2 protein-coding genes and 1 pseudogene are annotated in these 14,796 nt (G+C 68.4%); all 3 read left to right on the top strand.

What is annotated here, in order from left to right; all coding sequences use genetic code 11:
* Positions 1–111 precede the first annotated feature (111 nt).
* Entirely contained in the window at positions 112–6,399 is a 6,288-nt protein-coding gene (pks2, locus tag L6444_RS16365) for a sulfolipid-1 biosynthesis phthioceranic/hydroxyphthioceranic acid synthase (RefSeq protein ID WP_255730601.1), read from the top strand.
* A gap of 94 nt (positions 6,400–6,493) precedes the next feature.
* A complete protein-coding gene (locus L6444_RS16370) occupies positions 6,494–7,900 on the top strand; it encodes a condensation domain-containing protein (RefSeq protein ID WP_236975557.1) in 1,407 nt (468 codons plus the stop codon).
* A gap of 648 nt (positions 7,901–8,548) precedes the next feature.
* A pseudogene (pks2, locus tag L6444_RS16375) lies at positions 8,549–14,791 on the top strand (sulfolipid-1 biosynthesis phthioceranic/hydroxyphthioceranic acid synthase).
* Positions 14,792–14,796 lie beyond the last annotated feature (5 nt).

Consider the following 14,796-nt stretch of genomic DNA (forward strand, 5'->3'; position numbering starts at 1 on the left):
GGGGGTCGGTGGGTGCTTCCGCTGCTGCGGGATGTCGCGGCGCGGGCCCGGGAGTTCGAAGAACCCGTCGAAGTGGGCTCTGAAGTGCGGCTGAGGAGATGAAGGACGAACGTGGATGGAACACGCGTGACGCCGGTTGCTGTTATTGGGATGGCATGCCGACTGCCGGGGGGCATCGAATCACCTGATCAGCTGTGGGAAGCGTTGTTGCGGGGTGACGATTTCGTCACCGAAGTTCCGCTGGACCGCTGGGACATCGACCAGTACTACGACCCCGAACCCGGGGTTCCCGGCCGCTCGCACTGCAAGTGGGGGTCCTTCCTGGACAACATCGGCGACTTCGACCCGGAGTTCTTCGGCGTCTCCGAAAAAGAAGCGACCGCCATGGACCCGCAGCACCGGATGCTGCTGGAGACTTCCTGGGAGGCGATGGAGCACGCCGGCCTGACCCCACGGCAGATGGTCGACTCGGCCACCGGGGTTTTCATCGGCCTCAACCACGGCGACTACCAGTTCGTGCAGGCCGAAACCGGCGTCCTGGAAGGCCCTTACGGCAACACCGGCACCAACTCCTGCATGGCCTCGGGTCGGGTCTCCTACGCCCTGGGCTTGCGTGGGCCGTCGGTCACCGTGGACACCGCGTGCTCCTCCGGTCTGTTTGCTGCGCACATGGCCTTCCGCAGCCTCAACGACGGCGAGAGTGATCTGGCGTTCGCCGGCGGCGTCTACGCGATGCTCGAACCCCGCCGCTTCGCCTCGGGCTCGGCCAACGGCATGCTGTCGCGCAGCGGGCGCTGCCACGCCTTCGACGTCGAGGCCGACGGCTTCGTCTCCGGCGAGGGCGCGGTCGTGCTGCTGCTCAAGCGTCTGCCCGACGCGCTGCGCGACGGCGACCGGGTGCTGGCGGTGATGCGGGGCACCGCCGCCAACCAGGACGGCCACACCGTCAACATCGTCACCCCGTCCGCCGACGCGCAGGAGATTGTGTACCGCGCCGCCCTGGCCGCCGCGGAGGTTGACCCCACCACCATCGGGATGGTCGAGGCGCACGGGACGGGCACTCCGGTCGGCGACCCGATCGAGTTCGCCAGCCTGGCCGCCGTGTACGGCACCGACGCCCCCTGCGCGTTGGGGTCGGTGAAGACGAACTTCGGGCACCTGCAGTCCGCGGCCGGTGCGCTGGGGCTGATGAAGGCCGTGCTGGCGGTCCAGCACGGCGTGGTTCCCAAGAACCTGCACTTCAACGAGATGCCCGCGAACATCGCCGAGATATCGTCGAATCTCTTTGTGCCACAGGATGTTACGCCGTGGCCGAGTGAAGGCGCTCCCCGTCGGGCAGCGGTGTCCTCGTACGGCATGTCGGGCACCAACGTGCACGCCATCTTGGAAGAGGCACCGGCGCCGGCACCGGTGGACACGCAAGCGCAGGCACCCGTCGCGGACGGCGCCCTGATCTTCCCGCTCTCGGCCAGTTCCGAAGAGGCGCTGCGCAAGACGGCCGGGCGACTCGCCGACTGGGTCGACGCCCAGGGAGACGACCTGTCGATCAAGGACCTCGCCTACACGCTGGCCCGGCGCCGCGGGCACCGGGCGGTCCGGACCGCCGTGCTGGCCGAGACGCGCGACGAGCTCGCGGCGGCGTTGCGTGAGGTCGCCACCGGCGAGGTGCCGTACCCGCCCGCCGTCGGCCTGGACGATAAGGGTCCGGTGTGGGTGTTCTCCGGGCAGGGCTCGCAGTGGGCCGAGATGGGCAAGGATCTGCTGGCCCACGAGCCGGTGTTCGCGGCCAAAATCGCCGAGATCGAGCCGCTGATCGCCGCCGAGTCCGGCTTCTCGATCACCGAGGCGATGACCGCACCGGAGAAGGTGACCGGCATCGACCGGGTGCAGCCGACGCTGTTCGCCATGCAGGTCGCCCTGGCGGCCACCATGAAGGCTTACGGGGTCAGCCCCGGCGCGGTGATCGGCCACTCGCTGGGTGAGTCGGCCGCCGCCGTCGTCGCCGGCGCGTTGTCGCTGGAGGACGGCGTCAAGGTGATCTGCCGCCGGTCCAAGCTGATGACCCGCATCTCCGGCGCCGGCGCCATGGCTTCGGTGGAACTGCCTGCGCAGCAAGTACTTTCGGAGCTGATGGCCAACGGCATCACCGACACCGTGGTGGCCGTGGTGGCCTCCCCGCAGTCCACCGTGATCGGCGGCGCCACCCAGACGGTGCGCGACCTGGTCGCGGCGTGGGAAGAGCGCGACGTGATGGCGCGTGAGGTGGCCGTCGACGTGGCCTCGCACTCCCCGCAGGTCGACCCCATCCTCGACGACCTGACCGAGGCATTGGCCGACATCACGCCGCTGGAACCCGAGGTGCCCTACTACTCGGCCACCTCGTTCGACCCGCGCGAGGAGCCGTACTGCGACGCCTACTACTGGGCGGACAACCTGCGGCACACGGTGCGTTTCGCCGCCGCGGTACACGCGGCCCTCGAGGACGGTTTCCGCGTCTTCACCGAGCTGGCGCCGCACCCGCTGCTCACCCACGCGGTCGATCAGACCGCCCGCAACATCGAGATGGCGGCCACCGCGCTGGCCGCCATGCGTCGCGAACAGCCGCTGCCGCACGGGCTGCGCGGGCTGGTGGGTGACCTGTACTCCGCCGGCGCCGCAGTGGATTTCGCGGTGCTCTACCCCGAGGGCAACCTGGTCGACGCCACACTGCCGGCCTGGAATCACCGCCGCCTGATGCTGCTGGAAAGCACCGACCGCCTCGCGCACACCCACGCCGTCGCCGTGCACCCGTTGCTGGGCTCGCACGTGCGGCTGCCCGAGGAGCCGGAGCGCCACGTCTGGCAGAGCGACATCGGCACCGGAGCACTGCCCTGGCTGGCCGATCACCAGGTGCGCGGAGCGGCGGCGCTGCCCGGTGCCGCGTACTGCGAGATGGCGCTGACCGCGGCCCGCACCGTGCTGGGTGAGGCTGCCGAGGTCCGCGACGTCAGGTTCGAGCAGTTGCTGCTGCTCGACGAGGAGACGCCGATCGGCGCCGCCGCGACCGTGGAATCCCCCGGGACGGCCGAGTTCACGGTGGAGACCTCGCAGGCCGGGGAACGCTCGCGGCGGGCGTCGGCGGTGTTGCACGCGCTGTCGGAGGCCGAACTCGAAGCCGACCAGCCGGCGGCCTACGACATCGAAGCCCTGCTGGCCCGGCTGCCGAACCCGATTGACGGCGACGACCTGCGGCTGGAAGCCGACCTGCGCGGCATCCAATTCGGGCCCGCGTTCTGCGGGCTGGCCACAGCGCACACCTCGGAGGCCGAACCCGTGCTGCTGGCCGAGGTCGGGCTGCCCAGTTCGATCCGATCCCAGCAGGGCGATTACGCGATCCACCCGGCGCTGCTGGACGCGTGCTTCCAGTCGGTGGCCGCGCACCCCGGCGCGCGCAACGTCGCCAATGGCGGTCTGTTGCTGCCGCTCGGTGTAGACCGGATCCGGTCCTTCGGCCCGGCGCGCAACGCCCACTACTGCCACACCACCGTCACCAGTTCCGGCTCCGGCGCCAACGAACTGGTCGCCGACATCGACGTCCTCGACGACAACGGCACCGTGCTGGTGGCGGTGCGCGGGTTGCTGATGGGCACCGGGTTCTCCCAGGGCGACGAGCGCGACCGCCTGCTCAGCGACCGGCTGCTGGCCATCGAATGGCAGGGTCGTGAGCTGCCCGACGAGACCGTCACCGATCCCGGCAACTGGCTGCTGATCAGCACTTCCGAGGCCGCCGACATGATGGCCACCCAGCTCACCGACGCGCTGAAGATGCACGACGCACTAAGCACGACAATGTCCTGGCCGCTGCACGGCGACCACGAGGCCGAGGCGCAACGGTTGCGTGAACAGTTCAATTCCGCCGCCTTCTCGGGTGTGGTCGTGCTCACCGAACGGCAAAGCGGCACGGATGAGGAGTCGATCGTCCGCGGCGCCGACTACGTCAAGCTCGCGGTTCGCATCGCTCGGGAACTGCCGGAGATCGTCGGCCAGTCGCCCCGGCTCTACGTGATGACCCGCAACGCCCAGACGGTGCTGGCCGGGGACCGCCCGAACCTCGAGCAAGGCGGGCTGCGCGGGCTGCTGCGGGTGATCGGCGCCGAGCACCCGCACCTGAAGGTCAGCTACATCGACGTCGACGACACGACCGGCGCCGAGCAGGTAGCGCGCCAACTGCTGCTGGCCACCGACGAAGACGAGACCGCGTGGCGCGACGACCAGTGGTACACCGCACGCCTGTACCCCAGCCCGCTGCGGCCGGAGGAGCGCCACACCACCGTGGTCGAGCACCGCGAGCAGGGCATGCGGTTGCACGTCCGCACGCCGGGCGATCTGCAGACCTTGGAGTTCACCGCCTTCGACCGGGTGCCGCCGGGACCCAATGAGATCGAGGTTGCGGTCAGTGCGTCGAGCATCAACTTCGCCGACGTGCTGGCGGCGTACGGCCGCTGCCCGACCTTCGACGGCAAGCAGCCACCGCTCGGCCTGGATTTCGCCGGCGTGGTGACCGCGGTCGGACCCGATGTCACCGACCACAAAGTCGGCGACCACGTGGGCGGTTTGTCCCCGGACGGGTGCTGGTCCACTTTCGTCACGTGTGACGCAGGTTTGGCGACGACGCTGCCGGCTGGACTGACCGACGCGCAGGCCGCCGCGGTCACCACCGCGTCGGCCACCGCCTGGTACGGCTTGGTGGAGCTGGCCCGGATCAGGGCCGGCGACAAGGTGCTGATTCACTCCGGGACGGGTGGGGTGGGCCAGGCGGCCATTGCGATCGCGCGGTCGGTGGACGCCGAGATCTACGCCACCGCCGGTAGCGAGAAGCGCCGGCAGATCCTGCGCGACATGGGCATCGAGCATGTCTACGACTCGCGCAGCACGGAGTTCGCCGACCAGATCCGCCGCGACACCGACGGCTACGGCGTGGACATCGTGCTCAACTCGGTGACCGGCGCCGCCCAGCTGGCCGGGATCAAGCTGCTCGCCATGGGCGGACGGTTCGTGGAGATCGGCAAGCTGGACATCTACCAGGACACCAAGGTGGGTCTGTTCCCATTCCGGCAGAACCTCGCGTTCTTCGGCGTGGACCTGGCGTTGATGTCGCGGACGCACCCGGCGCAGGTCCGTGGCCTGCTGAACACGGTGTACGAGCAGACCGCCAAGGGTGTGCTGCCGGTACCGGAAGCCACTCACTACCCGCTCGCCGAGGCAGCCACCGCGATCCGCGTGATGGGTGCGGCCGAGCACACCGGCAAGTTGATCCTCGACGTCCCGCAGTCGGGTCGCAGCAGCGTCATCCTGCCGCCGGAGCAGGCCCAGGCATTCCGCGGCGATGGCTCTTACATCATCACCGGTGGTCTGGGCGGTCTCGGTTTGTTCCTCGCCGAGAAGATGGCCAGCGCCGGTGCGGGCCGGATCGTATTGAGCTCGCGTTCGCAGCCCAACCGCAAAGCCCTGGAAACCATCGAGCTGATCCGCTCGATGGGAGCCGACGTGGTGGTGGAGTGCGGCGACATCGCCGCGGCCGGCACCGCGCAGCGGCTGGTCAGCGCCGCAACCGCCACCGGGCTGCCGTTGCGCGGGGTGCTGCACGGGGCCGCGGTGGTCGAGGACGCCACCTTGCCCAACATCACCGACGAGCTCATCGAGCGGGACTGGGCGCCCAAGGTGCACGGTCTCTGGCATCTGCACGAGGCGACCAAGGACACCGACCTGGATTGGTTCTGCTCGTTCTCCTCGGCGGCGGCCATGGCCGGCTCGCCCGGTCAGGGCGCGTATGCCGCGGCCAACAGCTGGATGGACGCCTTCACCTTGTGGCGGCGCGCCGAAGGACTGCCGGCCACGTCGATCGCCTGGGGCGCCTGGGCGGAGATCGGGCGGGGCACGGACTTCGCCGAAAATTCCGGCGATGCAATCGAACCCGAGGAAGGCGCCTACGCGTTCGAGGCACTGCTGCGGCACAACCGGGCCTACACCGGCTACGCGCCGGTGATCGGTTCGGCCTGGCTGACCGCGTTCGCCCAGCGCAGTCCGTTCGCCGAGGCATTCAAATCCGCCGGCAAGGGCCGCTCGGGAGGCAGCAAGTTCCTCGCCGAGCTCGCCGACCTGGAACAGGACGAATGGCCGACGCGGTTGCGCCGGATGATCTCCGAACAGGTCGGCCTGCTGTTGCGGCGCGCCGTCGACGTGGACCGTCCGCTTTCCGAGTTCGGTCTGGATTCGCTGGGGAACCTGGAACTGCGCACTCATATCGAATCGGAGCTCAAGATCCGCGTCACGACAACCGACATCACGACCATCCGAGGCTTGGCCGATCACCTTTACAACCAATTGACATCAAAAGGCGACGCAGCAACACACCTATGAGGTAAAAAGGACCAAGCGCCGCTGCTGGGCAGCCGGCATATATCGAGGAGGAAGCGTGATCATAGGTGGGGGATCAGCAGACGTCACTCTCGGCGTGGGAATCGTCTACGACTGGGACCCTGGTCGCGGTTCGATCGTAACCTGGCAGCCGACACCGGCATCGCGCGCGAAAGCCAAGCAAGCGCCGATTGTCGACGTTCCGCCCAGCTCTATGCAGACCGGCCATTTGCGCGGTTATGTGGAATTCGGCGAGCGTGGGCTCGACTATTCCCGGCTGGTAATGGGTTCCTGGGAAATTCCGGGCCGTTGCGACATCCGCACCATGACGCACGTCATTAATGCGCACGTACGCCGTCACGAAACCTACCGCAGCTGGTTTGAATACAATGGCCCGAAAGACATTATTCGGCACAAAATTCAAAATCCCCGCGACATTCAACTCGCTCCGGTTCAGCACGGCGAATTGACGCAGCCGGAATGGCGCGACCTGGTCGTGTCCACCCCCCCGCCGGTGGAATGGGACTGCTTCCGGTTCGGACTGATCCAGCACGAGAACCACTGCACGCTCTTCGCGATCGTCGACCACCTGCACTGCGACCCGGCCGTGGTGTCCTCGCTGTACGTGGAGATCCTGACGAACTACCGCCAGCTGCTCGAGGGCAAGCCGCCGCTGGTGATGCCGGAGCCCGGCAGCCACGAGAACTTCTGCATTCGGGAGGCGAAGACCGCCGCCGAGGTCACCCTGGATTCTCCCGAGGTCCGCAAATGGATCGACTTCGCCGAGAGCAACGGGGGCGGTCTGCCGGAGTTCCCATTGCCGCTGGGTGAGCAGACGCTGACCTGCGGCGGCGACATTCTGATCGAGAAGCTGCTGACGCCGGAGCAAACGGCGAAGTTTGAGGCTCGCTGCATGGCCGCACAAGCGCGGTTCAGCGGTGGCCTGTTCGGTTGCGTCGCACTGGCCCACCACGAACTGACCGGCCAGGAGACCTACCACGGCATGACCCCGGTCGACAAGCGGACCTCCCCCGAGGAATACCTGTCGATGGGCTGGTTCACCGGCGGCGTGCCCTACACCGTCTCCATCGACCCGAATTCGTTCGAGGAGACCGCCCGCTCCACGCAGGCGTCGTTCGACGACAACCTGGACATGGCCAATGTGCCTTACGACCGCGTTCTGGAATTGGCGCCCTGGCTGAAGCGAAATTCGTCGCAGTTCTTCATGACGAACTACATGGACGCCGGCCTGCCGCCGCTTTCCGCAGTTGTCGCGACGGCATTGAAAGGTGCGAATGCGACGGCTTACAACGACGGCCGTAACCCCGCTTACCTGTATTTCTCGGTGATCCGGCTATTCGACGAGGTTTCCATCATGGTGAACTTCCCGAATAACCCCGTGGCCAGGGAATCGGTGACTCGTTACCTCGAAGTCCTCAAGTCGGTGTTCGCACGGGCGGCCGAGGGCCAGTACGCAAATGCCGCGGTTCAGGTGGCCCAATAACCATTCGCGCGACACTTGTTGTGAGCCCCGTCACATAAACGGCGGGGCGCACGACAGGGAAATGGTTAGTTCATCGAATTCGATTCATACCAAAAGTTTGAAACAGGAATTGCGTCGCCGCAAAAACAGCGAGCCGACAGCAAATCTGGTCGGCGATATCCGACGAGGATCTGGCGCTGGGATCGTGTGCCTGCCTCGGAGAGATTGAAGTATAGGTCGGGGCGGTGGCCCGCATGGGCGGTTTGGAAAAATCGTGCGCCACCTAACAGCGCGACACGTTCGGCCCGCCCCGCCCCACGGCACCGGCCGCGCGGGTAGCCGCTGCTCACGGCGGATCTTGGGACTGGTTTTTTAGTACGTCCGCACCGATTTCGGCTACATCCGCAGTGCTGAACGACTACGCTGCTGAGCGAGTCACGAACTGCAATCGAGCTTCGACGCGGGGGGTGTCGCGGGCGCGCCGCGCCTCGTTGCTTCCGGCCGAATCGAGCCTGGCACTGGTGCTCAGCGGCGCGTGCAAGCCCCGAAGCCACGAACGAAAAACCCCAGGCGCGAACGGGAAATGGGTGGCGGGAACGGGCAGGAAACGGGAAGTAGAGGTGAACGACCGTGGACAGGACTGGTGTCGTCCCAGTAGCCGTCATCGGTATGGCGTGCCGACTGCCGGGAGGCATCGACTCCCCCGACGCCCTGTGGGAAGCACTGCTGCGCGGCGACGACCTCGTCACCGAGGTGCCCGCGCACCGCTGGGACGTCGAGGAGTTCTACGACCCCGAACCCGGCGTGCCCGGCCGGACGGTCTGCAAATGGGGTTCGTTCCTGGATGACGTCGCCGACTTCGATCCCGAGTTCTTCGGGATCAGCGAACGTGAAGCCACCGAGATGGACCCGCAGCACCGACTGCTACTGCAGACCTCGTGGGAGGCCATGGAACACGCCGGCTTGACCCGCGCAGCGCTCGCCGCGGTCCGGACCGGGGTGTTCGTCGGCTTGATGCACGACGACTACCTGTTCATGCACGCCGACGCCGACACCTTGAGCGGCCCCTACGGCTATATGGGTAACAGCTTCGCCATGGGATCCGGTCGGGTCTCCTACGCCATGGGGCTCAGCGGGCCGGCGATGACGGTCGACACCGCCTGCTCGTCAGGGCTGTCGGCGATCCACCTCGCCTGCCAGAGCCTGCAGGACGGTGAGAGCGACCTCGCGCTGGCCGGCGGTGCGTCGGTGACGCTGGAACCGCGCAAGGCGGCATCCGGTTCTGCGATCGGGATGTTGTCGGCCACCGGACACTGCCATGCGTTCGACGTCAACGCCGACGGCTTCGTCTCCGGCGAGGGCGCGGTGATGATCCTGCTCAAGCGGCTCGAGGATGCGCAGCGCGACGGCGACCGAATTCTGGCCGTGGTGCGCGGCACCGCCGCCAACCAGGACGGCCGCACCGTGAACATCGTGACACCGTCGCTGCCCGCGCAGGTGTCCGCGTACCGGGCCGCGCTGGCCGCCGCTGACGTCGACCCGACCACGGTCGGCATGGTGGAGGCGCACGGCACCGGCACCCCGACCGGTGACCCCATCGAATACGCCAGTCTCGCAGAGGTTTACGGCACCAGCGGCCCGTGCGCGCTCGCGTCGGTCAAGACCAACTTCGGGCACACCCAGTCGGCCGCCGGCGCGCTCGGGCTGATGAAAGCGGTGCTGGCCGTACAGCACGGCGTGATACCGCAGAATCTGCATTTCACCCAAATGCCGGAGAAGTTCGCCGAGATAAAGACCAATCTGTTTGTGCCGCAAGAGAACACGCCCTGGCCCAGCCAAGACCCGGGCACTCCGCGACGGGCGGCGGTGTCGTCGTACGGATTCTCCGGCACCAATGTGCACGCGGTGCTGGAACAGGCTCCCGCCCCGGCGGCCAAAATCGTTGAGGCACAAGACTCCGAAGGGTTGCAGGGCGCCCTGATCTTCGCGGTGTCGTCGTCCTCGGAGGACGGCCTGCGCAACACGGCGGCTCGGCTCGCCGACTGGATCGACACCCAAGACGACCTCGACATCCGCGACCTGGCCTACACCCTGGCCCGGCGGCGCAACCCGCGACCGGTCCGGGCCACCGTCATCGCCGCGGACCGCGCGCAACTGACCGCAGCCCTGCGGGAGATCACCACCGGTGAGGTGCCCTATCCGCCGGCGATCGGTCTGGACGACAAGGGTCCGGTGTGGGTGTTCTCCGGGCAGGGCTCGCAGTGGGCCGAGATGGGCAAGGATCTGCTGGCCTACGAGCCGGTGTTCGCGGCCAAAATCGCCGAGATCGAGCCGCTGATCGCCGCCGAGTCCGGCTTCTCGGTCACCGAGGCGATGACCGCGCCGGAGAAGGTGACCGGCATCGACCGGGTGCAGCCGACGCTGTTCGCCATGCAGGTCGCGCTGGCCGCGACCATGAAGGCCTACGGCGCCAACCCGGGCGCGGTCGTCGGGCACTCGCTGGGTGAGTCGGCCGCTGCCGTCGTCGCCGGCGCGTTGTCGCTCGAGGACGGCGTCAAGGTGATCTGCCGCCGGTCCAAGCTGATGACCCGCATCTCCGGCGCCGGCGCCATGGCTGCGGTGGAACTGCCCGCCGAGGAGGTGATCACCCAGTTGGTGTCGCGTGGCGTCACCGACGTCGTGGTGGCGGTGGTCGCCTCCCCGCAGTCCACGGTGATCGGCGGCGCCACCCAGTCGGTTCGCGACCTGGTCGCGGCGTGGGAAGAGCGCGATGTGATGGCCCGCGAGGTGGCCGTCGACGTGGCGTCGCATTCGCCGCAGGTCGACCCGATCCTCGACGAACTCTACGAGGTGCTGGCCGACATCGAGCCGCTGCAGCCGGAGGTGCCCTACTACTCGGCCACCTCGTTCGACCCGCGCGAGGAGCCGTACTGCGACGCCGGCTACTGGGCCGACAATCTGCGGCACACGGTGCGTTTCGCCGCCGCGGTGCAGGCTGCGCTGGAGGACGGGTTCAAGGTCTTCACCGAGTTGTCCCCGCACCCGCTGCTGACCAACGCCGTCGACCAGACCGCGCGCGCCCTGGACAAAACGGCGACCGCCCTGGCGGCCATGCGCCGCGAGCAACCGCTGCCGCACGGGCTGCGCGGCCTGGTGGGCGAGCTGTACGCGGCCGGGGCCGCGCTGGACTTCTCGGTGCTCTACCCGAGCGGCCGGCTGCTGGACGCGCCGTTGCCCTGCTGGAGTCAGCGTTCGCTGTTCCTGACCACCAGCGGCCTGGACTCGGTCGCCCGCCGCAGCGCTCTGGTGCCGGCCCACCCCTTGATGGGTGTGCACGTGCGACTGCCCGAGGAGCCCGAGCGGCACGTGTGGCAGGGCGAGGTCGGCACCGCAGCGGTGCCCTGGCTGGCTGACTACCAAATCCGAAGCGCCGCAACACTTCCGGGTGCTGTGTACTGCGAGATGGCGCTGGTCGCGGCCCGCACGGTGCTCGGCGATCAGGTCGAAGTGCGCGACTTGAGCTTCGAGTGCACGCTGCTGCTCGACGAGGCGACCCCGGTGGGCATCACCGCGACCTTCGAAGCTCCCGACGTCGTCGCGCTCACGGTGGAAACCAACCAGGAGGGCCGCTACGAGCGGCAGGCGACCGCCGTCCTGCACGCAGCCGACCCAGCAGACCAGCCGCCGGCGCACGACCTGGGCGGGCTGCTGGCCACGCACCCGCGCAAGGTGGACAGCGACGAGATCCGCAAATGGATGGACAAGCGCGGCCACCGGCTCGGCGCGGCGTTCGGCGGCCTGGGTGCGGCATACCTGGCCGAGGCCGCGGGCAACACCGTGCTGGCCGAGGTTTCGCTGCCGGGCCCGCTGCGGCCCCAGCAGGGCGCCTACGGTGTGGTGCACCCGGCGCTGCTGGACGCCTGCTTCCAGGCGGTCGCCGCCCATCCCAGCGTCGCCGCCGCCGTCGACGGTGGCCTGTTGTTGCCGTTGCGCATTCGCCGGCTGCGCGCGTACGGCTCGGCCCGCCATGCCCGGTACTGCTACGCGACGGTGACCAGGCTGTTCGCCGCCGGCGTGGACGCCGATCTGGACATCGTCGACGACAACGGCACCGTGCTGCTGGAGGTCCGCGGCCTGCGGTTGGGCACTGGCGCCTCCCCCGGACAGCGAGCGCGACCGGGTGCTGAGCGAGCGGTTGCTGACCATCGAGTGGCAGCCGGCCGAGTTGCCCGAGAAGGCGGTCACCGACCCCGGCAACTGGCTGCTGATCCGCACTTCCGAAGCCGCCGACATGCTGGCCACCCAGCTCACCGACGCGCTGAAAGTGCTTGACGCACAGTGCACCACGCTGTCCTGGTCGTTCACCGACGACCACGCGACGTGCGCGCAGCGGCTGCGCGGCCAGCTGGAGTCCGGCTCGTTCGCGGGCGTGGTGCTGCTGACCGCCACCCCCAGCAGGGCCCGGAGCGGGAGTCGGGGCAGCGCGGCGAGCAGTACGTCGAGCAGGTGGTGCGGATCACCCGGCAGCTGCCCGAGCTGCTGGGTTCGCCGCCACGGGTGTACGCGCTGACCCGCAATGCGCAGACGGTGTTGTCCGGCGACCACGCCAACCTGGAGCAGGGCGGTCTGCGCGGTCTGCTGCGGGTGATCGGCTCGGAGAATCCACAGTTGAAGGTCAGCTACGTCGACCTCGACGAACAGACCGGCGTCGAGCAGGTGGCGCGTCAGCTGTTGCTGGCCACCGACGAGGACGAGACGGCGTGGCGCGACGACCAGTGGTACACCGCCCGGATGCGGCCCACGCCGCTGCAACCCGAGGAACGGCTGACCACGATCGTCAACCACAACCCGCAGGGCAGTGGGGTCGGGATGCGGCTGCAGATCCGGACACCGGGAGACCTGGAGACCCTCGAGTTCGCCGCGTTCGACCGGACGGCTCCGGGCCCCGGTGAGATCGAGGTGGCGGTCAGCGCGTCCAGCGTCAACTTCGCCGACGTGCTGGCCACCTTCGGCCGCTACCAGACGTTCGACGGAAAGCTGCCCGAGCTCGGCATGGACTTCGCCGGCGTGGTGACCGCCGTGGGCCCCGACGTCACCGGCCGCAAGGTCGGCGACCGGGTGGCCGGGCTGTCCACCAACGGCTGCTGGGCCACTTTCTTGACCTGCGATGCCCGGCTGGCCACGGACGTGCCCGAGGGGTTGACCGATGCCCAGGCGGCAGCGGCCACCACCGCCTATGCGACCGCGTGGTACGGCCTGCACGAGCTGGCCCGGATCCGGTCCGGGGACAAGGTGCTGATTCATTCGGCGACCGGCGGGGTGGGCCAGGCGGCGATTGCCATCGCGCGGGCCGCCGGCGCCCAGGTGTTCTGCACGGCCGGCAGCCCGCAGCGTCGAGAGATGTTGCACGCCATGGGGATCGAGCATGTCTACGACTCCCGCAGCACCGAGTTCGCCGAGCAGATCCGCAGCGACACCGACGGCTACGGTGTGGACATCGTGCTCAACTCGCTGACCGGCGCGGCGCAGCAGGCCGGGATCCGGCTGTTGGCGCTGGGCGGTCGCTTCGTCGAGATCGGCAAGCGCGACATCTACTCCAACACTCGCCTGGAGTTGTTCCCGTTCCGGCAGAACCTCGCGTTCTACGGCGTGGACCTGGCGCTGATGGCCGACAGCCATCCCGCGCAGGTGCACGAGTTGCTGGACACGGTGTATCGGCAGATCGCCACCGGCGCACTGCCGCCGCCGCAGACCACGCATTATCCGATGGCCGACGCGGCCACCGCGATCCGGGTGATGGGCGCGGCCGAGCACACCGGCAAGCTGATCCTCGACGTGCCGCACGTCGGGCGCAGCAGCGTGGTGATGCCACCCGAGTATGCGCCGGCGTTCCGGGGCGACGGCTCCTACCTCATCACCGGCGGTCTGGGTGGTCTCGGTTTGTTCCTGGCCGAGAAGATGGCCGGTGCCGGCGCCGGCCGCATCGTGTTGTCCTCGCGCTCCCAGCCGAATCAAAAGGCTTTGGAGACAATCGAATTGGTCCGCTCTATGGGAGCTGACGTGGTGGTGGCGTGCGGTGACATCGCCGAGGCGGGCACCGCCGACCGGCTGGTGGCGGCCGCGACGGCCACCGGCCTGCCGCTGCGCGGGGTGCTGCACGCGGCCGCCGTGGTGGAAGACGCCACCTTGCCCAACATCACCGACGAGCTCATCGCGCGGGACTGGGCGCCCAAGGTGTACGGGGCGTGGAATCTGCACGAGGCGACCAAAGACCAAGAGCTGGACTGGTTCTGCTCGTTCTCCTCGGCGGCGGCCCTGGTAGGTTCGCCGGGACAAGGGGCGTATGCGGCGGCCAACAGCTGGCTGGACGCGTTCACCCACTGGCGCCGTGCGCAGGGCCTGCCGGCCACCTCGATCGCCTGGGGCCCGTGGGCGGAGATCGGGCGGGGCACCGATTTCGCCGAGACCGCCGGCGACGCCATCCATCCCGAGGAGGGCGCCTACGCGTTCGAGGCGTTGCTGCGGCACAACCGCGCCTACACCGGCTACGCCCCGATCATCGGTTCCCCGTGGCTCAACGCCTTCGCCCAGCAGAGCCCGTTCGCCGAGGCGTTCCGCAGCACCGCCAAGCACGCCGGCAACAGCAAGTTCCTCACTGAGCTGGACCGGCTGCCGCAGGACGAGTGGCCGGCTCGGTTGCGCCGCATGGTGTCCGAGCAGATCGGTCTGATCCTGCGCCGGACCATCGACGTCGACCGGATGCTGACCGAGTATGGGCTGGATTCGCTCAGCAGCCAGGAATTGCGCACCCGGCTGGAGGCCGAGACGGGGGTGCGCATCACCGCGACCAACATCAACACGACGGTGCGTAGCCTGGCCGATCTGCTGTACGACGAGCTGACCTCCGCCTGACGTCC

This window comes from Mycobacterium kiyosense (assembly GCA_021654635.1).
Taxonomy (GTDB): Bacteria; Actinomycetota; Actinomycetes; order Mycobacteriales; family Mycobacteriaceae; genus Mycobacterium; species Mycobacterium kiyosense.